Raw genomic sequence first — 23,275 nt, forward strand, 5'->3', positions numbered from 1 at the left:
CTCCCCCCGTATGTCGGCTGGACGGCCCGCCATGCGGGTCCGTGGAGTGATCGCCATTGAATCGGCGGCGTGTCGCCCCGAGAACACCGATCGCCCCCTGAATCACCTGCCGCGACCCCTACGCAGTACGGCGAGCGGCGACCTGCGGGGTCGCCCGCGAGGCGTCGCGGGACAGGACGCCCGTGCGTACCGAGGCGGTCGGCGACGTTCGGGTCGGTAGGGGTGTCGGGGGTTTCGGCCGGGCCATAGCGTGCGATCGCATTCGTGGCTGAGTCAGCCAGGACACGTGAGACGTCGCTTGGAGCGTGCAGATGCCCCGGTCCGAGGAACTGAATTCCGACGCAGCGCCCACGCCCGGTGCGCAGGCGCAGCTCGCCGGCACGCTGGCCGGGCTGCCGGAGGCCGAGCAGTCGCGGCTCCTGCTCGACCTCGTGCGCGCGCAGACCCTGGAGGCGCTGCGCGCGGTCCGGCCGGACACCGTGGCCGTGGCCGACACCGGCCGGTCCTTCCGCGAGCTGGGCCTGGACTCGCTCGGCCTGGTGGAGCTGCACGCGCGGCTCAACGCCGAGACGGGTCTGCACCTGCCGGTGACCGTCCCGTTCGATCACCCCAGCCCCGAGGCGCTCGCCGGTTTCCTGCGCGCCCGGCTGCTCGGCGTGCCGGCCGGCCCGGTCGTCGTGTCCCAGACGGCCTCGGCCGACGAGCCGATCGCGATCGTCGGTTTCGGCGGCCGTTTCCCCGGCGGCGTGCGCTCGCCGGAGGACCTGTGGGCGATGGTGGCGCAGGGCCGCACCGTCGTCGACGACTTCCCCGGCGACCGCGGCTGGGACCTGGACACGCTCTTCGACGACGACCCCGCCACCCCCGGCACCAGCTACGCCCGCGTGGGCGCCTTCCTGCGCGGGATCGACGCCTTCGACGAGGAGTTCTTCGGCATCAGCCCGCGTGAGGCGCTGGCGATGGACCCGCAGCAGCGGCTGCTCCTGGAGAGCTCCTGGGAGGCGCTGGAGCGCGGCGGCATCGACCCCACCTCGCTGCGCGGGACCCGGACCGGGGTGTTCGTGGGCGCCGGCGCCGGCGAGTACGGCGCCCGGGTGGCGGACGCGCCCGCGAACCTGGAGGGGTACCTGCTCACCGGCGGCGCCCTCAGCGTCGCCTCCGGCCGCGTGGCGTACCTGCTGGGGCTGGAAGGCCCCGCCCTGACCGTCGACACCGCCTGCTCCGGCTCGCTCGTCGCGCTGCACCTGGCCGTCCAGTCGCTGCGCCGCGGGGAGTGCACACTGGCGCTGGCGGGCGGGGTGACCGTGCTGAGCACGCCCGCCCTGTTCACCGAGTTCAGCAGGCAGCGCGGCCTGGCCCCGGACGGCCGGATCAAGGCGTTCGCCGCCGGTGCCGACGGCACGGCCTTCGGCGAGGGCGTCGGCCTGTTCGTGGTCGAACGGCTCGGCGACGCGCGCCGCAACGGTCACCCGGTGCTGGCGGTCGTGCGCGGTTCGTCGATCAACCAGGACGGCGCGAGCAACGGCATGACCGCGCCCAGCGGCACCGCGCAGCAGCGGGTGATCCTGCAGGCGCTGGCCGACGCCGGGCTCACGCCGGACGACGTGGACGCCGTGGAGGCGCACGGCACGGGCACCACGCTCGGCGACCCCATCGAGGCGCAGGCGCTGCTCGCCACCTACGGCCGCGGCCGCGAGGCCGATCGCCCGTTGTGGCTGGGCTCGGTGAAGTCCAACCTGGGCCACGCGCAGGCGGCGGCCGGCGTGGCCGGCGTACTGAAGATGATCATGGCGATGCGCCACGACGAGCTGCCCCGGACCCTGCACGTCGACGAGCCGACCGCCGCCGTCGACTGGTCGGCGGGCACGGTGCGGCTGCTGACCGAGCCGGTGCCGTGGCGGGCGGGCGACCGGCCCCGCCGTGCGGGCATCTCCTCCTTCGGCATCAGCGGCACCAACGCGCACGTCGTCATCGAGGAGCCGCCCCGCGAGCACGACGCGGGCGCTCTCGCCGAACCCCCGGCGGATCCGGAGACCGAGCCCGCCGGGCCCACGCCGGTCGTGATCTCCGGCCGGTCGGCCACCGCCCTGCGCGCGCAGGCCGGCGCGCTCGCGGACTTCGTGGCCTCCTCGGACGCCTCCCTGGCCGATCTCGCCCTGTCGCTGGGCACCGGACGGGCCGCGCTGGAGCACCGCGCCGTCGTGCTCGCGTCCGGCCGCGCTGGCCTGCTCGCCGGGCTGCGCGCCGTCGCCGCCGGCGAACCGGCCGCCCACGTGCGGAGCGGCACCGTCCCCGCCGGTCATCTGGCGCTGCTGTTCACCGGCCAGGGCAGCCAGCGCCTGGCCATGGGCCGCGAGCTGTACGACGCGCACCCGGTGTTCGCCGACGCGCTCGCCGACGCCGTCGGCCACCTCGACCTGCAGCTCGACGTCTCGCTGTGGGAGGTGCTGTTCGCCGAGGAGGGGTCCGAGGACGCCGCCCTGCTCGAACAGACCATGTACGCCCAGGCCGCGATCTTCGCCGTCGAGGTGGCGCTGTACCGGCTGGTGGAGTCGTGGGGCCTTCGGCCCGACTACGTCATGGGGCACTCCATCGGCGAGATCGCCGCCGCCCACGTCGCGGGCGTGCTCTCGCTGGAGGACGCGGCCACCCTGGTCGGCGCGCGCGGCAGGCTGATGCAGGAGCTGCCCCCGGGCGGCGTCATGATCGCGGTGCGGGCCGGCGAGCGCGAGTGCCTGCCGCTGCTCGGCGGCGAGGTGAGCATCGCCGCCGTCAACGGCCCGGAGTCGGTGGTCCTGTCGGGCGCCGAGGCGGCGGTGGAGGCGGTGGCGGCGACGCTCGCCGCGCGCGGCAGGAAGACCAGGCGGCTACGCGTCAGCCACGCCTTCCACTCACCCCTGATGGCGCCGATGCTGGAGGAGTTCCGGCGCATCGCGGAGCTGCTGACCTACTCGGCGCCGCGCATCCCCTTCGTCTCCACCGTGACCGGCGACCTGGCCACCGCGGCCACGCTCGCCTCGGCCGAGTACTGGGTCGAGCACGTCAGCGCGGCCGTGCGCTTCGCCGACGGCGTCGGCGTGCTCGCCGGACGGGGCGTGCGCACCTTCCTGGAGGTGGGCCCGGACGCCGTGCTCTGCGCGGCGGCTCAGGACAACGTCCCGGCCGAGGTGGCCGGCGTCGCGTTCGCGTCCCTGCTGCGCGACGGGCGCGACGAGGTGGGCGAGACGCTTTCGGCGGTCATGCTCGCCCACGTCCGCGGCGCCGCGGTCGACTGGCGCGCCCTGCTCGCCGGACGGGGCGGCAGGCGCGTCGACCTGCCGACGTACGCGTTCCAGCGCAGGAGTTACTGGCTGACCGCGCCGCGGAACGGCGCCGACCCCGCCGAGCTGGGCCAGTCGGCCACACGGCACCCGCTGCTGGGGGCGGTCGTCGGCCTGGCCGGGGCGGACGGCCGTGTGCTCACCGGCCGGGTGTCGCTGAGGTCCCACGCGTGGCTGGCCGACCACACGGTGGACGGCGTCACCCTGCTCCCCGGGACGGCGTTCGTGGAGCTGGCGCTGCGGGCGGGCGAGGAGGTCGGCTGCGACAGGGTGGCGGAGTTGACGTGCGAGGCGCCGCTGGTGCTTCCCGCGTCCGGCGGGGTCACCATGCAGGTCGTGGTGGGCGCGGCCGGCGAGGCGGGCACCAGGTCCGTGGAGTGCTTCTCCCGGGCCGAGGACGACGAGGACGCCGCCTGGGTCCGGCACGCCGCCGGCGTGCTCGCCCCCGCGGACGGACCCGGGGACTCGCCCGGCGGGCCGGACGAGGCGGCGCGGGAGGCGCTCGCCACGCTGGCCGGCGCCTGGCCGCCCGAGGGCGCCCGTCCGGTCGAGGTGGGCACCCTCTACACCGACATCGCCGCGCGGGGCTACGGTTACGGCCCGTCCTTCCACGGCGTCCGCGCCGCGTGGCGCCGCGGCGACGAGCTGTTCGCCGAGGTCGCGCTGCCCGAGCCGGTCCGCGCCGGCGCGGCGGGGTTCGGCCTGCACCCCGCGCTGCTGGACGCGATGCTCCACCCGGCCGACCACGTGCTGCCCGAGACGGCCGCCGCCCGCATCCTGGTCCCGTTCGCCTGGGAGGGCGTCACGCTCTACGCGGCGGGCGCGGCGGCCGTTCGGGTGCGCGTCGTCGCCCGGGGGGCGGACGAGATCGCGCTCGCCGCCGCCGACGCCTCGGGCGCGCCCGTCGCGTCAGTGACCGGCCTGCTGCTGCGCCCGGCCTCCGGCGACCAGCTCAGGGCCGCCGCACCGGGACGTTCCAGGTCGCTGCTGAGGGTCGACTGGGCCCCGCTGCCGCTCACCGAGCCGGCCGACGCGCCGGTCATCTCGCCGTTCGAGGCGGCCGGGGAGGACGTGGCGGCGTTCGTCGTGTACCGCGCCCCCGTGATCGAGGGGGACGACGTTGCGAGCGCCGTGCGGGCCGTGGCCGGGGACGTGCTGGTCACGGTCCGGGGCTGGCTGGCCGACGGCCGGTTCGCCGAGTCGCGGCTGGTCGTGCTCACCCGTGGGGCCGTCCCGGTCACGGGCGCCGACGTGGACCTCGCCCAGGCCCCGGTGTGGGGTCTGGTGCGCTCGGCCGAGGCCGAGAACCCCGGACGTTTCGTGCTCGTCGACACCGACGGCACCCCCGAGTCCGAGCGCGCCCTTCCCGCCGCCCTCGCCACCGGCGAGCCGGAGCTGATGCTGCGCACGGGCCAGGCCCGCGTACCAAGGCTCGCACCGGTCCCCGCGCCCGCCGCCACCCCGGGGGGCGGGCCGGCTGAGGCCGTTCCGGCGGGGCCGTGGAATGGCACGGGGACGGTGCTGATCACCGGTGGCACCGGGGGGCTGGGGTCGGCGCTGGCCCGCCACCTGGTGAGCGAGCACGGGGTGCGGCACCTGTTGCTGACGGGCAGGCGGGGAGCCGACGCCCCCGGCGCGGTCGAGCTCGCCGCCGAGCTCACGGGTCTGGGCGCGCGGGTCACCGTGGCCGCCTGTGACGTCGCCGACCGCGACCAGCTCGCGGCGCTGCTGGACGCCGTCCCCGCCGGGCATCCGCTGACCGCCGTCGTGCACGCGGCCGGGGTCGTCGACGACGGCCTGGTCGGCGGGCTGACGCCCCGGCGGCTGGACGCCGTCATGCGGCCCAAGGTGGACGCCGCGTGGGCGCTGCACGAGCTGACCGCGGACCTCGACCTGTCGGCGTTCGTCCTGTTCTCCTCCGCGTCGACCGTGCTGGACGGCGCGGGACAGGCCAACTACGCCGCCGCGAACCTCTTCCTCGACGCGCTCGCCGCGCACCGCGCCGCGCGCGGCCTGGCCGCCACCTCGCTCGCCTGGGGGCTGTGGGCCGGGAAGGCGGGCATGGGCGCGGGGCTGAGCGACGCGGCCCTGCGGCGGATGCGACGGCTCGGCGTGCGCCCCCTGTCCTTCGCCGAGAACCTGGCCCTGCTGGACGAGGCGCTCGCCGCGGGCGAGGTCTCGGTCGTCCCGCTGCGGATCGACCGGCAGGCGCTCGCCCGCACCGGCGACGTGCCGGCGATGCTGCGCGGCCTGGCCGCGAAGCCCGCCAGGCGCGCCGTCGCGGGCGAGCCCGCCCGCCCCGCCGAGACGGGCCTGGCCGCACGGCTGGCCGGCATGGGCGACGCCGAACGGGCCGAGGCCGTCCTCACGCTCGTGCGCGCCGAGGCCGCCGCAGTCCTCGGCTACGATGCCGCCGCCGACGTCAACCCCGCCAGGGCGTTCACCGAGATCGGCTTCGACTCGCTGGCCGCCGTCGAACTGCGCAACCGCCTCAACACCGTCACCGGCCTGCGCTTAAGCGCGACCCTCACCTTCGACTACCCGAACTCGGCGCTGCTCGCCGACCACCTGCTCGGCAAGCTCGCCGGGACCCCGGCCCCCGCCCCGGCGCGAGCCGTCGCCGCCGGAGCCGCCGCCGCGGACGAGCCCATCGCGATCGTCGGGATGGCCTGCCGGTACCCGGGCGGCGTCGCCTCGCCGGAGGACCTCTGGCGGCTGGTGTCGGCGGGCGAGGACGTGATCGGCCCCTTCCCGGCCGACCGCGGCTGGGCGGCCGACCTGTACGACCCGGAGGTGGGCAAGCCGGGCAAGACCTACTCGGCCGAGGGCGGGTTCCTCTACGACGCCGCCGGTTTCGACCCCGGCTTCTTCGGCGTCAGCCCGCGTGAGGCGCAGGCGATGGACCCCCAGCAGCGCCTGATGCTGGAGGTCGCGTGGGAGACCTTCGAGCGCGCCGGGATCGACCCGCACGCCGTGCGGGGCAGTAGGACGGGCGTGTTCGCGGGGGTCATGTACCACGACTGGGGCCTGCGGCTGGGCCCGTTGCCCGAGGACGTCGCGGGGTACCACGGCAGCGGCAGCCTGGCGAGCATGGTCTCGGGCCGCGTCGCCTACACGCTCGGCCTGGAGGGCCCCGCGGTCAGCGTGGACACCGCGTGCTCGTCGTCGCTGGTCGCCATGCACTGGGCGAGCCAGGCGCTGCGGCGCGGCGAGTGCACGCTCGCGCTCGCGGGCGGCGTCACCGTCATGTCGACCCCCGACACGTTCACCGACATGGCGCGGCAGCGCGGCCTCGCCGCCGACGGCCGCTGCAAGTCGTTCGGCGCGGGCGCCGACGGCACTGGCTGGAGCGAGGGCGCGGGGCTGGTGCTGCTGGAGCGGCTGTCGGACGCGCTGGCCAACGGTCACCGGGTGCTGGCGGTGCTGCGTGGCACCGCGGTGAACTCCGACGGCGCGTCCAACGGCCTGACCGCGCCCAACGGGCCCGCGCAGCAGCGGGTGATCCGGCAGGCGCTGGCCGAGGCCGGCCTCGGCCCGGCCGGCGTCGACGTCGTGGAGGGGCACGGCACGGGCACCCGGCTGGGCGACCCGATCGAGGCGCAGGCCCTTCTGGAGACCTACGGTCAGGAACGCCCGGTCACCGGCGCGCCGCTGCTGCTTGGGTCGATCAAGTCGAACATGGGGCACACCCAGGCCGCGGCGGGGGTGGCCGGCGTGATCAAGATGGTGCTGGCGATGCGGCACGGCGTGCTGCCCCCCAGCCTGCACGCGGCCGAGCCGTCAGACCAGGTGGACTGGTCGGCCGGCGCGGTGCGGCTGATCACCGAGACGACGCCGTGGCCGGAGAACGGGCACGCCCGCCGGGCCGGCGTGTCGTCGTTCGGGATCAGCGGCACCAACGCGCATGTGATCATCGAGCAGGCGCCCGCGGCGGCGGAACCCGCCGCGACCACCACGCCCGCGCCGGACGGCCCCGTGCCGGGCGGCCCCGTGCCGCTGGTGCTGTCGGCCAGGACGCCGCAGGCCCTGCGAGCCCAGGCCGGACGGCTGCGGGAGCGCCTGGCGGCCATGCGCGACGACGAGCTGCCCGCCACCGCCTACGCGCTCGCCACGACCCGCGCGCCGCTGGAGCACCGGTCCGTCGTCGTGGGCGCCGACCGCGCCGAGCTGGCCGGGGCCCTGGACGCGGTGACGGACGCGGTCACGGACGCCGAGACGGCACAGGACGGCAAGCTCGGATTGCTGTTCACCGGTCAGGGCGCGCAGCGGCTGGGTATGGGCCGGGAGCTGTATGAGGGTTTCCCGGTGTTCGCGGAGGCGTTCGACGCGGTGGCGGCCGAGATTGACCCGCTGCTGGATGTCAGCCTGCGTGAGGTGATGTGGGGCCGGAGCTACGACCAGGAGCAGACCGGCGAGTACGACGGGGAGCAGGCCGACCAGCAGGACGGGGAGCGGGACGTCGAGCGGTTGAACGGTACCCGGTTCGCTCAGCCGGCGTTGTTCGCGTTCGAGGTGGCGTTGTTCCGGTTGCTCCAGGTCTGGGGTGTGCGCCCTGACATTCTGGTCGGCCATTCGATCGGTGAGCTGGCGGCGGCGCATGTCGCCGGGGTGTTCTCACTGTCCGATGCGGCGCGTCTTGTGGTGGCGCGTGGCCGGTTGATGCAGGAGTTGCCCTCCGGTGGGGTGATGGTCGCGATCCAGGCCGGCGAGGTTGAAGTCGAACCGTGGTTGTCGGACGGGGTGTCGCTGGCGGCGGTCAACGGCCCGCAGGCCGTCGTCGTCTCCGGGGTGGCTGATGCCGTCGAGCGGGTGCGGGCCGAGTTCGAGGCGCTGGGTCGCAGGGTGTCGCGGCTGGCGGTCTCCCACGCTTTCCACTCGGTGTTGATGGAGCCGATGCTGGACGACTTCGCCGTGGTGGCCGGCCAGATCACGTACCGGGAGCCGCGGATCCCGGTGGTGTCGACGGTGACCGGTCAGGTCGCCGACCTGACGGACCCGGCGTACTGGGTGGAGCAGGTGCGCAGGCCGGTCCGGTTCGCCGACGCGGTCCGGTGCGCTGAGGCTCAGGGCGTGCGGACCTTCCTGGAGGCGGGGCCGGACGCCGTGCTGACCGCGCTCGGCCCCGCCGCCGTCGACGGCGTCGGCGTCGCGTTCGTCCCGCTCCAGCGCCGCGACCGCGCCGCCGGGCGCGCGCTGCTGGCCGCGATCGGCACGGCGTGGGCGCGCGGCGCCGCCGTGACGTGGCCGGCGGTCGTCGGCGAGCACGACCACCGAGGGCTCGACCTGCCCACCTACGCCTTCCAGCGCAAGCGGTACTGGCTCGACGTGCCCGCCGGCGCGGGAGACCTCGGCTCCGTCGGGGTCGACGCGGTGACGCACCCGATCCTGGGGGCGGCCGTGGCCGCGCCGGAGTCCGGCGCCGTCGTGCTCACCGGCAGGCTGTCGCTCACGGCCCAGCCCTGGATCGCCGACCACGGGGTGCTGGACGCCGTCCTGCTTCCCGGCACCGCCTTCGTCGAGGTGGCCGTGCGGCTCGGCGACCAGGTGGGCTGCGACCTGCTGGAGGAGCTGACCCTCGAAGCGCCGCTGGTCATGCCGCCGACCGGCGGCGTGGCGGTACGGGCGGTCGCGGGCGGGCCCGACGAGTCCGGCCGGCGCACCGTGCACATCCACTCGCGCCGCGACGGCGACCCCGAGGACGCCTGGACCCGGCACGCGGCCGGCTTCCTCGCCTCCGGGCCGCCGGCCCCGGACGCCGGCACGATGACGCGGTGGCCGCCGCCCGGCGCGACGCCGGTCGACGTCGCCGGCGCCTACGAACGGCTGCGCGAGCGCGGCTACGCCTACGGCCCGGCCTTCCAGGGCCTTCGCGCCGCCTGGCGGCGCGGCGACGAGTTGTTCGCCGAGGTCGCGCTGCCCGACGCCGTCCGCGACGAGGCCGCCGGCTACGGGCTGCACCCCGCTCTGCTGGACACCGCCATGCACGCCGACGTGCTGGTGGACCAGGCCGAGGGAGGCACGTCGCCGCTGCTGCCGTTCGCCTGGAGCGGGGTCTCGCTGCACGCGTCCGGCGCCACGGCCCTGCGGGTGTGGGTGCGCCGGATCCGGGGCGCCGAGGAGTCGGCGATGGTGGTCGCGGACGAGTCCGGCGCGCCGGTACTCACCGTCGGCTCGCTGATCTCCCGGCCGGTCACCGCCGAACAGCTCGACGCGGCCCGGGGCGGGTCGTCCGACGCCCTGTACCGCGTGGAGTGGACCCCCGCCGCCGCCCCCGACGGCACGTTCGAGGAAGCGGACGTCGCCGTGCTCGACGCCACCGGCCCCGCGGGCCTGCCGCGGGTGCCGGGCGTCGTGGTCGCGCGCTGCGTCACGCCGCCGATCCCGCTGCCGGACGCGGTCCGCGCCGTCGCGGGCCGGGTGCTGGAGGTGGTGCGGGCCTGGCTCGCCGACGACCGGTACGAGCGGTCGACGCTGGTCGTGGCCACCGAGGGCGCCGTCGCCACCGCCGAGGACGCCGACGTGGACCTCGCGCAGGCGCCGGTCTGGGGCCTGATGCGCGCCGCCCAGGCCGAGAACCCCGGCCGGATCGTGCTGCTCGACTTCCAGGAGCACGGGCGGCCCGTCCCGGCCGAGGGGCTGCCGTCGGCCTGCGCCTCGGCCGCCCGGCTGGGCGAGCCGGAGCTGGCGCTGCGCGAGGGCCGGCTGCTGATCCCCAGGCTGGTCAGGGCGCAGTCGCCCGCCGATGACGCGCCGTGGGACGCCACCGGCACGGTTCTGATCACCGGAGGCACGTCCGGGCTGGGCGCCCTGGTGGCCAGGCGGCTGGTGGCCGAGCGGGGCGTGCGGTCGCTGCTGCTGACCAGCAGGCGCGGCATGGACGCGCCCGGAGCGAGCGCCCTGTGCGCCGAGCTGGCCGAGCTGGGCGCGCACGTCACCGTGGCCGCGTGCGACGTCTCCGACCGGGCCGCGCTGGCCCGGGTACTCGACGCGATCCCGGCCGCCCGCCCGCTCACCGGCGTCGTGCACGCCGCCGCCGTCGTGGACAACGGCCTGGTCGGGTCGCTGACCCCCGAGCGGCTGGACGCCGTGCTGCGGCCCAAGGCGGACGCCGCCTGGCACCTGCACGAGCTGACCCGGGACGCGGCCCTGTCGGCGTTCGTGCTCTTCTCCTCCGCGGGCGGGCTGGTGCTGGCCGAGGGCCAGGCCGGCTACGCGGCGGCCAACGTCTTCCTGGACGCCCTCGCCCAGCGGCGCCGCGCGCAGGGGCGGCCCGCGACCGCGCTCGCCTTCGGCCTGTGGGCCGTCGACACCGGCCTCGGCGGCCATCTCGGCGACGCGGACCTCGCCCGCATGGACCGGCTCGGCCTGCCCGCCCTCCCCGCCGCGCGCGGCCTGGAGCTGTTCGACGAGGCCACCCGCACCCGCCACCCGTTGGTGGCGCCGCTGCTGGTCGACCCCGCCGCGTTGCACGCGCGCGGCGCCGGGCTGCCGCCGCTGCTGCGGGGCCTGGTGCGAGCGCCCGCGCGGCGGGCGGCCGTCACCGGGGACGAGCGCGGCCTCGGCGCCCGGCTGGCGGCCCTGACCGGCGCCGAGCGCGCTCGCGCGCTGCTGGAGCTGGTCGCCGAACGTGTCGCCACCGTGCTGGGGCACGAGTCCGCGAGCGCGGTCGGCCCCGACCGCGCGTTCAAGGAGCTGGGCTTCGACTCCCTCGCGGCGGTGGAGCTGCGCAACGCGCTCAACACCGCCACGGGGCTGCGCCTGCCCGTGACGCTGGTGTTCGACCACCCGAACACTCGGGCGGTCGCCGAGTTCCTGGACGCCGAGCTGGGCGGCACCGCGCCGGCCGACGCGGCGCCCTCGTCGCCCGCCGAGGTCGCGCCCGACGACGACCCCATCGCCATCGTCGGCGTGAGCTGCCGCTTCCCTGGCGGCGTCCGGTCCCCGGAGGACCTGTGGGACCTGCTCGCCGCGGGGCGTGACGCCGTCGACGCCTTCCCCGGCGACCGGGGATGGGACGTCGACGCCATCTACGACCCCGAGCCGGGCCTGCCCGGCAGGACCTACGCCAGGACCGGCGGGTTCCTCTACGACGCCGCCGAGTTCGACGCCGCGTTCTTCGGCATCGGCCCGCGCGAGGCCGTCGCCATGGACCCGCAGCAGCGCCTGCTGCTGCAGGCCGCCTGGGAGGCGTTCGAGCGCGCGGGCATCGACCCGGCCGCCATGCGCGGCAGCGCCACCGGCGTCTACGCCGGCGTGATGTACCACGACTACGGCAGCAGGCTGTCGAAGGTGCCCGAGGAGGTGGCCGGCCACCTGGGCAACGGGACCGCCGCCAGCATCCTGACCGGCCGGGTCGCCTACGCGCTCGGGCTCGAAGGGCCCGCCGTCAGCGTCGACACCGCCTGCTCGTCGTCGCTGGTCGCCCTGCACATGGCCTGCCAGGCGCTGCGCACGGGAGAGATCACGATGGCGCTGGCGGGCGGCGTCACCGTCATGTCCACCCCCGAGCTGTTCGTCGAGTTCAGCCGGCAGCGCGGCCTCGCCGCCGACGGCCGGTGCAAGGCGTTCGCCGGGGCCGCGGACGGCACGGGCTGGTCGGAGGGGGTCGGCCTGCTCCTGGTGGAGCGGCTCTCGGACGCCCGGCGCCACGGGCACGAGGTGCTCGCGGTGATCAGGGGGTCGGCGATCAACCAGGACGGCGCGTCCAACGGCCTCACCGCGCCCAACGGCCCGTCGCAGCGCAGGGTGATCCAGCGCGCGCTCGCGGGCGCCGGCCTGACCCCCGGCGACGTCGACCTGGTCGAGGGGCACGGCACCGGCACCCGGCTGGGCGACCCGATCGAGGCCCAGGCGCTGCTCGCCACCTACGGCCAGGGGCGGCCGGCCGACGACCCGGTGTGGCTGGGGTCGATCAAGTCCAACATCGGGCACGCCCAGGCGGCGGCGGGCGTCAGCGGAGTGATCAAGGCGGTCATGGCTCTGCGCAACGGCGTGCTGCCGAAGACCCTGCACGTCGACCGGCCCTCGCCCGAGGTCGACTGGACGACGGGCAACGTGCGGCTGCTCACCGAGGCCCGCCCGTGGCCCGAGCGCGAGCGGCCGCGCCGCGCCGCGGTGTCCTCGTTCGGGCTCAGCGGCACCAACGCCCACGTGATCATCGAGCAGGCCGCGACCGAGCGGGCCGCGCCGGAGCCGTCTACGGCGCCCGGCGAGCGGCCGTCCGCGCCGCAAGCCCCGCCGACGGCCACCGAAGCGGACGTGTCCGAGGCGACGCCGTCGGCCGTCGAAGGGGACGCGCCCGAGGGGACGCCGACGGCTACCGAAGCGGACCCGTCCATTGCGAGATCGTCGGCCGGCGAAGCGGACCTGCCTGAGGCGACGCCGTCGGCGGTATCCCTGATGCTGTCCGGGACCGACCCCGCGGCCGTGGCACGGCAGGCCGCACGGCTGCGCGCGCACCTGGTCGCCCACCCTGAGCCGTCCCTGGCCGACGTGGCGTACTCGCTGGCCACCACCCGCGCGGCGCTGCCGCACCGGGCCGCGGTGATCGCCCGGGACCGGGAGGCGGCGTTGAGCGGCCTGGCGGCCCTGGCCGGCGGAGCCGAAGCCCCCGGCGTCACCCGGGGCGGCGCCTCGGCCGGGCTGACCGCGTTCGTGTTCTCCGGCCAGGGCGCCCAGCGTCCCGGCATGGGGCGCCGGCTGTACGAGACGTTCGGGGTGTTCGCCGCGGCGCTGGACGCCGTGTGCGCCGAGCTGGACCCGAGGCTGCCGCGCCCCCTCCGGGAGGTCATGTTCGCCGAGGCGGGCACCGAGGAGGCCGGGCTGCTCGACCAGACCCGGTTCACACAGTGCGCGCTGTTCGCCATGGAGGTGGCGCTGTACCGGCTGGTCGAGTCGTGGGGCCTGGTGCCCGACCACGTCGTCGGCCACTCGGTCGGCGAGCTGGCCGCCGCGCACGTCGCCGGGGTGCTCTCCCTGGCCGACGCGGCCGAGCTGGTCGCCGCGCGCGGCCGCCTCATGCAGGCGCTGCCCGAAGGCGGGGTGATGGTCGCCGTGCAGGCGGGCGAGGACGAGCTGCTCCCGCTGCTCACCCCCGCAACCAGCGTCGCCGCCGTGAACGGGCCCGCGTCCGTGGTCGTGTCCGGCGCGCGCGACGCGGTGCTGGCCATCGCGGACGCCCTGCGGGCGAAGGGCCGCAGGACCAGTCGGCTCAGCGTCTCGCACGCGTTCCACTCGCCGCTGATGGAGCCCATGCTCGCGGAGTTCCGCGAGGTGGCCGCCCGCCTGACGTACGCCGCGCCCCGGCTGCGGGTGGTGTCCAACCTGACCGGCGGCGCGGCCACGTCCGAGCAGCTCCGCTCGCCGGACTACTGGGTGCGGCACGTGCGCGAGGCCGTGCGGTTCGCCGACGGCGTGCGGTTCCTCGCCGCCCAGGGCACGACCCGCTACCTCGAACTGGGGCCGGACGGGGCGCTCTCCGCGCTCGTCCAGGGATGCCTGCCCGAGGAGCGCGGGGACGTCGTGGTCGTCCCGTCGCTGCGCAAGGACCGCGACGAGGCCGGCTCGCTGGTGGCCGCCGTGGCGCGGCTGCACGTCTCGGGACTCACGCCCGACTGGGCCGGCTACTTCGCCGGGCAGGACGTCCGCCGCGTCGCCCTGCCCACCTACGCCTTCGACCGCGCCCGCTACTGGCTGGACGCGCCGCCCGCTACGGGCGACGCCACCGGGCTCGGCCAGGTGGACGCCGCGCACCCGCTGCTCAGCGCGGTCGTGCCGTCCCCGGAGACCGGCGCGCCGGTGCTGACCGGGCGCCTGGCCCTCCACACCCACCCGTGGCTGGCCGACCACGCCGTGCTCGGGACGGTGCTGGTGCCCGGCACCGCCTTCGTCGAGATGGCGCTGCGCGCCGGGCGGGAGGCCGGGTTCGCGCTGCTGGACGAGCTGGTGCAGGAGGCGCCCCTGCCGCTGCCCGCGCGCGGCGGCGTCGCGGTGCAGGTGGTCGTCGGCGCGGAGGACTCCGGGCGGCGTCCCGTCTCGGTGTACTCCCGCGCCGAGGACCTGCCCGCCGACGCCCCCTGGACCCGCAACGCCCGCGGCCTGCTCGCCCGGGACGCGGCTCCGGCCGAGACCGACCTGGAGTCCTGGCCCCCGCCGGGAGCGTCCGCCGTCGACGTCGCCGACGTCTACCCCCAGCTCGACAAGGCCGGGTACGGCTACGGCCCGGTGTTCCAGGGGCTGCGGGCGGCCTGGCGGCGCGGCGGCGAGGTGTTCGCCGAGGTCGCCCTGCCCGAGGGCGACCGGGCCGGCGCGGCGGCGTTCGGGCTGCACCCGGCGCTGCTGGACGCCGCCCTGCACGTCGAGCGCGTGTTCGACGAGGGGCGGGACACCGGACGCACCGCGCTGCCGTTCGCCTGGAACGGCGTCGCGCTGCACGCGTCCGGCGCGGCCGTGCTGCGGGTGCGGATGACCAAGCCGAACCCGGACGCGATGGCGCTGCGTGTCACCGACCCGACCGGCGCCCCCGTGGCCACCGTCGAGTCGCTGGTCGTCCGGGACGTGTCCGAACACCAGCTCGCCGCGCGCGACGCGCGCCCGGAGTCGCTGTTCCGCGTCGAATGGCGGCCGGTCGCGACCACCGCCCCGGCCGCGGAGTGTGTGGTGCTCGGACGCGAGCCCGGCGAGGGGGAGCAGGAGCAGGCAGACGAGGTCCGTGGGGTGCTCGGACGCGGGCCCGGCGCTCCGGGCGGGCTCTCGTCGCCGGCGGCCCCGGGGGAGGCGCCTCGGTTCCGGTGCTTCGCCGGCCTGGAGGACCTCGCCGCCGAACCCGTGGTGCCCGCGACGGTGCTGCTGGCCGCGCCGGACGCCCCGGACGGCGACGTCCCGGCCCGCGTGCGGTCGGCGGTCGGCGGCCTGCTCGCCGACCTGCGCCGGTGGCTGGCCGACGAGCGCCTGGCCGCGTCCCGCCTCGTCGTGCTCACCACTGGCGCGACGGCGGCCGAGCCCGGCGACCCGGTCGACCTCGCGCGCGCCCCGCTGTGGGGCGTGCTGCGTGCCGCCCAGGCCGAGAACCCCGGCCGCTTCACCGTCGTCGACCTCGACGGCACCGAGGAGTCGCTGCGCGCGCTGCCCGCCGCCGTCGCGACCGGCGAGCCCGAGCTGGCGCTCCGGCGCGGCACGGCCCTGACCCCCCGGCTCGCGGCCGTGCCGCCGCCCGCGCCGGGCGCCTCCACTCAGAGCCCCTGGGATCGGGAGGGAACGGTGCTGGTCACGGGCGGAACCGGGCTGCTGGGCGGCGTGCTCGCCCGGCACCTGGTCACCGAGCACGGCGTCCGGCACCTGCTGCTGACCGGCCGCCGCGGCCCGGACACCCCCGGCGTCCGGGAACTGTGCGACGAGCTCACCGGGCTCGGCGCGCGGGTGCGCGTCGCCGCGCTCGACGTGGCCGACCGCGCCGCGGTGGCCGCCCTGCTCGACGGCATCCCCGCCGAGCACCCGCTGACCGCCGTCGTGCACGCCGCCGGCGTGATGGACAACGGCCTGGTCGGATCGCTCACCGGCGAGCAGGTGACCCGGGTGCTGGCGCCCAAGGTCGACGGGGCCTGGCACCTGCACGAACTCACCCGTCACCTGGACCTCGACGCCTTCGTGCTCTACTCCTCGGCGGGCGGAATGGTGCTCGCGGCGGGCCAGGCCAACTACGCGGCGGCCAACGTGTTCCTCGACGCGCTGGCCGAGCACCGCCGGGCCGCCGGACTGCCCGCCGCCTCGCTGGCCTGGGGACTGTGGGCGGGCACCGCGGGCGACGGCATGGACCTCGACGACGCCGACCTGCGGCGGATGCGGCGGTCGGGGGTGGCCGAGCTGTCCTTCGCCGAAGGCGTGGCCCTGTTCGACCGGGCCCTGCGGCTGCCCGACGCGGTGCTCGCGCCCATCGCCATCGCCCACGACGCACTGCGCGACCGGACGGACGAGGTGCCCGCGTTGCTGCGCGGCCTGGTGCGCCCGAAGGCGCTCCGGGCGGCGCGGACGGCCGCGGACGCCCCCGACCCGTCCGGCGGCTCCTCGTTCGAGACCCGGCTCGCGGGCCTGACCGGCCCCGAACGGGAGCGCTACCTGCTCGACCTGGTGCGCGGGCACGCCGCCGCCGTGCTCGGCCACGGCGACCCCGCCGGGGTCGCGCCGGAGCGCGGCTTCACCGAGCTGGGGCTGGACTCGCTCGGCGCGGTCGAGCTGCGCAACCGGCTGGCGTCCGCCACCGGGCTGCGGCTGCCCGCGACGCTGATGTTCGACTACCCGAACTCCGGCGTGCTGTCGGCGTTCCTGCTGGCCGAGCTGCTGCCCGAACCGGACGGCGGCGACGGGACGGGCGCGGACGATGCGACGGGCGCGGACGACGACACGATCCGCCGCAGGCTGATGGCGATCCCCGTCGACCGGCTGCGCGCCGCCGGCCTGCTCGGCACGCTGCTCGGCCTGGCTGCCGGCGAAGAACCGGCCGAGCCTGCGGACGACGACCGCGGCGAGGCCATCGAGGCCATCGAGAACATGGCGATCGACGACCTGATCCGCGCGGCCATGTCGGCCGACGAACTCTCCTGATCCGGAAGATTCGAGGAAGACATGAGCACATCGGTCGAGCAGGTCGTCACGGCGCTGCGCAAGTCGCTGCTGGACAACGAGAAGCTGCGGCAGGAGAACTCCCGGCTGACGTCCGCCTCCTCCGAACCGGTCGCGATCGTCGGGATGGCGTGCCGGTTCCCCGGCGGCGTCTCCTCGCCCGAAGGGCTGTGGCGGCTGGTGGCGGGCGGGGTCGACGCGGTCGGCGGCTTCCCCGAGGACCGCGGCTGGGACCCCGGGGTCTACGACCCCGAACCCGGGGCGCCGGGTAAGACGTACGCCCGCGACGGCGGGTTCCTGTACGGCGCCGCGGAGTTCGACGCCGGCTTCTTCGGGGTGTCGCCGCGCGAGGCGCTGGTCATGGATCCCCAGCAGCGCCTGGGGCTGGAGGTCTCCTGGGAGGCCATCGAGCGGGCCGGGATCGTGCCCGGGTCGCTGCGCGGCACCCGGACGGGCGTGTTCACCGGCGTGATGTACCACGACTACGCCGGGAGCAGCGCGGGCAGCTTCGTCTCCGGGCGCGTGGCCTACACGCTCGGCCTGGAGGGGCCCGCGGTCACGGTGGACACCGCGTGCTCGTCCTCCCTCGTGGCGCTGCACCTGGCCACACAGTCCCTGCGGCGGGGGGAGTGCACGCTCGCGCTCGCCGGAGGCGTCACCGTGATGGCGACTCCCGACATGCTGGTGTACTTCAGCGAGCAGCGCGGGCTGGCCCCCGACGGCCGGTGCAAGGCGTTCGCGGCGGGCGCGGACGGCACCGGGTGGGGCGAGGGCATCGGGATCCTGCTGCTGGAGCGGCTGTCGGACGCGCGGCGTAACGGGCATCCCGTGCTCGCGGTGCTGCGCGGCTCCGCGGTGAACCAGGACGGCGCGTCCAGCAGCATGACCACCCCCAACGGCCCCTCCCAGCAGCGGGTGATCCGCCAGGCGCTGGCGGACGCCGGGGTGCCGGCCGCCGAGGTCGATGCGGTGGAGGCGCACGGCACCGGGACGCGGCTGGGTGATCCGATCGAGGCGCAGGCGTTGCTGGCCACGTATGGGCAGGGGCGCGCGGACGGTCGTCCGCTGTGGCTGGGATCGATCAAGTCCAACCTCGGGCACACGCAGGCGGCCGCCGGTGTGGCCGGGGTGATCAAGATGGTGATGGCGATGCGGCACGGGGCGCTGCCGCGCACGTTGCACGTGGACGCGCCCTCACCCCAGGTCGACTGGTCGACCGGGCGGGTGGAACTGCTGTCCGAGGCCCGTGATTGGCCGGTTGAGGGCCGTCCGCGCCGGGCGGGCGTCTCCTCGTTCGGCCTGAGCGGGACGAACGCGCACGTCATCGTGGAGGAGGCCTCGGAGACCCGCGAGGCGCGGCCCGAGCCGGAGGTCTCCCTCCCGGTGGTGCCGTGGGTGCTTTCGGGCAAGACGGCCGGGGCGCTGCGCGCGCAGGCCGAGCGGCTGCTCGCGCACATGAGCGAGGCCACCGACGGCTCGGCCGACGTGGGTTTCACGCTGGCGACCGGGCGTGCGGCATTCGGCCGTCGTGCGGTGGTGGTGGGCGCGGACCGTGAGGAGCTGCTGGCCGGTCTGGCGGCGGTGTCTCAGGGCGGCGAGGGTGCGGCGGCGCGTCCGGGGAAGCTGGGGATGTTGTTCACCGGTCAGGGTGCGCAGCGGCTGGGTATGGGCCGGGAGCTGTATGAGGGTTTCCCGGTGTTCGCGGAGGCGTTCGACGCGGTGGCGGCCGAGGTTGACCCGTTGCTGGGTGTGAGCCTGCGTGAGGTGATGTGGGGCCGGACCCACGACCAGGAGCAGACCGACGAGCACGACCGGGAGACCGACGAGCGGTACAGGGAGCAGGGCGTCGAGCGGGACGTTGAGCGGTTGAACGGCACCGGGTTCGCTCAGCCGGCGTTGTTCGCGTTCGAGGTGGCGTTGTTCCGGTTGCTGGGCGCGTGGGGTGTGCGGCCGGATGTGCTGGTGGGTCATTCGATCGGTGAGTTGGCGGCGGCGCATGTGGCCGGGGTGTTCTCGTTGGGCGATGCGGCGCGTCTTGTGGTGGCGCGTGGCCGGTTGATGCAGGAGTTGCCCTCCGGTGGGGTGATGGTGGCGATCCAGGCGACCGAGCGGGAGATCACCCCGTGGTTGTCGGAGGGGGTGTCGCTTGCGGCCGTCAACGGCCCGCAGGCCGTCGTCGTCTCCGGAGTGGCTGATGCCGTCGAGCGAGTCCAAGCCGAGTTCGAGGCGCTGGGCCGCCGGGTGTCGCGGCTGGCGGTCTCGCACGCCTTCCACTCGGCGCTCATGGAGCCGATGCTGGACGACTTCGCCGTGGTGGCCGCACAGGTCACCTACCAGGAACCGCAGATCCCCATCGTCTCCACGGTGACCGGTCAGGTCGCCGACCTGACGGACCCGGCCTACTGGGTGGACCAGGTGCGTAAGCCGGTCCGGTTCGCGGACGCGGTGTCGACCGTGAAGGCCGACGGCATCACCCGGCTGGTCGAGGTCGGTCCGGACGCGGTGCTCACCGGCATGGCAGCCCAGTGCCTGGAGTCCGAGGAGACCGTGCTGGGGTCGGGTCAGGCGATGGCTGTGGCCGATCGGGTCGTGCTGGTGGCGGCGCAGCGGCGTAACCGTCCCCAGGCGCACACGCTGGTCTCGGCCCTGGGCGAATTGCACACGGCCGGGGTCGACGTCGACTGGCGGGCGTTCTTCGCGGGCACCGGGGCCCGGAAGGTCGACCTGCCCACCTACGCCTTCCAGCGTGAACGCTTCTGGATCGACACCGAGCAGTACCTCGCGAACTCCTGGTTCGGAAGCGAGATCGGCGGCATCGCCGCCGCCGGGCTGGCCTCGGCGGGGCACCCGATGCTCGGCGTCGTGGTGCCCTCCCCGGACTCGGACGTGGTCACGTTCACCGGACGGCTCTCGACGAGGACCCACGCGTGGATCGCCGACCACGAGGTGCTCGGCAACATCCTGCTGCCGGGCACGGGCTTCGTGGAGCTGGCCATCCGGGCGGGCGACCACGTCGGCTGCGACGTCCTGGAGGAGCTGGCGCTGCAGGCCCCCCTGGTGCTCGCGCCGCGCGATGCCATGGCGATCCAGGTGGTGGTCGGCGCCGCCGACGGCTCCGGCCGTCGCTCCGTGAGCATCCACTCCCGCCCGCAGGACCAGCCCGACCTCCCCTGGACGCTGCACGCGGACGGGGTGCTGGCCACAGCCCCACCGACATTCCCGGCCCTGAGTGGTGCGGCCCTGAGTGGTGCGGCCCCCAGCGGTGCGACCCCGAACGGCGCGGCCAGCGGTCCTGCTTCGAGCGGCGCGGCTTCGAGCGGTACCGCCCCGGGCGGCCCTGTGCCGGAGGGGGATCTCACCCTGTGGCCGCCGCCGGGTGCCACCGCGTTGGACCTGGAGACCGCCTATCCCGACCTGCTGGCGCGGGGCTTCGGCTATGGGCCGGTGTTCCAGGGGCTGACGGCGGCGTGGCGGCGCGGTGACGAGCTGTTCGCCGAGGTCGCGCTCCCCGAGCACGCGCACGCCGACGCCGAGCAGTTCGGCCTGCACCCGGCGCTGCTCGACGCGGCGATGCACGCCGCGCTGGTGGACGGCGCGGGCGGCGACGAGACCGTGCTGCCGTTCGTCTGGAACCGGGTCACCCTGCACGCGACCGGGGCGGTCGCGATCCGGGTACGGATCACCCAGCCCACCCAGGACAGCCTGACCCTCGACGTGGCCGACCCAACCGGGGCGCCCGTGGCGACGGTCGGCGCGGTGGTCGGCAGGCCGGTCTCGCCGGAGCAGATCAGCACGACCGGCGCCGAGTCGCTGTTCCACCTGGTCTGGCGCCCGGCGCCCGCCTCCGCCGAGACGGCCTGGACCGCCTGGGACGCCCTGCCTCCCGACGGGCCCGTCACGGGCATGGTCGTCGTGGAATGCCCCACGCCGGAGGGCGACGTCCCGTCCGCCGTCCATGACGTGGCCCGCCGGATGCTCGCCACGGTCCAGGACTGGCTCGCCGACGAGCGTTTCGCCGACGCCACACTCGCCGTCATAACCCGCAACGCCGTAGCCACGACCGGCACGGCCACCGTCGACGTCCGCCATGCCCCGGTATGGGGCCTGGTACGCGCCGCCCAGGCGGAGAACCCGGGCCGCCTGCTCCTGGTCGACCTGGACGCCCCGAACGACCCGGGCGGCCCGAACGGCACGGACATCCTGGACGCCCCGAAGGGCACGGACAGCGCGCACGTCACCGACGGCGCGGGTGGTCCGAACGGCGCGGGTGGTCCGAACGGCTCGGACGGCGCGGGCAGTACACGCGAGGGCGCGGGCGGCTCGTACGGCGCGAACGGTATGCGTGGCGGGGAGCGCGCGGGTGGTCTGCGTGGGCTTGGGCGGGCACTCGCCACGGGGGAGGCGGAGTGCGCGGTTCGCGATGGTGAGGTGCTGGTGCCGCGGCTCGCGCGGTTCCCGGTAGCCGAGCCCGCGCCGGGAGGCGCGTTCGACGGTGAGGGCACGGTGCTGGTGACCGGAGGCACCGGGGGACTTGGGGCGCTGGTCGCCCGGCACCTGGTGCGCGAGCACGGGGTGCGGCACCTGCTGCTGACGAGCCGGCGCGGCCTCGACGCGCCCGGCGCCGCCGAGCTGCGCGACGAGCTGGCCGGGCTCGGCGCCACGGTAACGGTGGCCGCGTGCGACGTAGCCGATCGCGCCGCGCTGGCCGGGCTGCTCGCGGGTGTCCCGGCGGCGCACCCGCTGTCCGCCGTCGTGCACGTGGCCGGGGTCGCCGACAACGGCACGATCGGATCACTGACCGCCGACCGCATGGACGCGGTGCTGACGCCGAAGGCCGACGCCGCCTGGCACCTGCACGAACTCACCGCGGGCCTCGACCTGACGGCATTCGTGCTGTTCTCCTCGGCCGGCGGCCTGGTGCTGGCCGCCGGGCAGGCCAACTACGCCGCCGCGAACGTCTTCCTCGACGCCTTGGCCCAGCGGCGGCACGCCGAAGGGCTGCCCGCCACCGCGATGGCCTTCGGGTTGTGGGGGACGGCCACGGGCATGACCACGTCGCTCGACCTGGCCGAACAGCGCATGGCCGCCCAAGGCCTTCCCTCGCTGCCGCCCGGCCTGGGGCTCACGCTGTTCGACACCGCCCTGCGCTCGGGCCGGCCCGCCCTGGTGCCGTTGCGCCTGGACCTGGACGTGCTGCGTCGCCGCGGCGGGGAGGTTCCGCCGCTGCTGCGCGACCTGGTGCGCGTCCAGACGCGACGGACCGCCCGTTCGGCGAGCGCGCCCGGGGCGGACGCGCTGGCCGAGCGTCTGTCGGGCATGGCGGCACCCGAGCGGTCGCGCATGCTGCTGGACCTGGTGCGCGGCCACGTGGCCGCGGTGCTCGGGCACGCGTCGGCCGACGCGGTCGAGGGTGACCGCGCGTTCAGCGAGCTGGGCTTCGACTCGCTGGGCGCGGTCGAGCTGCGCAACCAGCTCGGCGCGGCGACCGGGCTGCGCCTGCCGGCCACGCTCGTCTTCGACCACCCCACCGCGCGAGCGGTCGCCGACCACATCGACTCCAAGCTGACCGGGCCCGTGGCCGCTCCGGCGACGACCCGCGCCGCGGGCACCATCACCGCCACCGCCGACGATCCGATCGTCATCGTCGGCATGGCGTGCCGCTACCCGGGCGGGGTCTCCTCGCCCGAGGACCTGTGGCACCTGGTGGCGGACGGGGTGGACGCGATCTCCGGCCTCCCCCTGGACCGAGGATGGGATCCCGCCGTATACGACCCGGAACCTGGCAAGCCGGGCAAGTCGTATGCCCGCGAGGGCGGCTTCCTGTACGGCGCCGCGGAGTTCGACCCGGGGTTCTTCGGGATCAGCCCGAACGAGGCGCTGATCATGGACCCGCAGCAGCGGCTGCTGCTGGAGGTCTCCTGGGAGGCCATCGAACGGGCCGGAGTGGACCCCACGTCACTGAAGGGCAGCGCGACGGGCGTGTTCGCCGGCGTCATGTACCACGACTACGCGCTGGGCGCGGACGCGGCGGCCAGCAGCGGCGGCAGCCTGGTCTCCGGCCGCACGTCGTACACGCTGGGGCTGGAGGGCCCGGCCGTGACCGTGGACACGGCGTGTTCGTCGTCGCTGGTGGCGTTGCACCTGGCGGCCCAGGCCCTGCGCTCAGGCGAGTGCTCCCTGGCCCTCGCGGGCGGGGTCGCGGTCATGGGCACGCCCGGAATGCTCGTGGAGTTCAGCCGCCAGCGAGGCCTTTCTCCCGACGGCCGGTGTCGGTCGTTCGCGGCGGGGGCTGATGGCACGGGGTGGGGTGAGGGTGTCGGGATGCTGCTGTTGGAGCG

General features: G+C 75.9%; 2 protein-coding genes. Both read left to right on the forward strand.

Annotated elements, in window-relative coordinates:
• The first annotated feature begins 311 nt into the window (after positions 1–311).
• A complete protein-coding gene (locus tag PYR91_RS34245) occupies positions 312–16,919 on the forward strand; it encodes a type I polyketide synthase (protein ID WP_279786792.1) in 16,608 nt (5,535 codons plus the stop codon).
• A gap of 21 nt (positions 16,920–16,940) precedes the next feature.
• The coding region (locus PYR91_RS34250; RefSeq protein ID WP_279786793.1) for a type I polyketide synthase at positions 16,941–23,275 on the forward strand (6,335 nt) is incomplete at its 3' end.

This window comes from Sphaerisporangium sp. TRM90804, assembly GCF_029846175.1.
In the GTDB taxonomy this organism is placed as follows: domain Bacteria; phylum Actinomycetota; class Actinomycetes; order Streptosporangiales; family Streptosporangiaceae; genus Sphaerisporangium.

Bases quoted from the DNA above. Each gene is read 5' to 3' on its own strand.
- PYR91_RS34245 (WP_279786792.1), top strand. From the start codon at position 312: ATGCCCCGGTCCGAGGAACTGAATTCCGACGCAGCGCCCACGCCCGGT.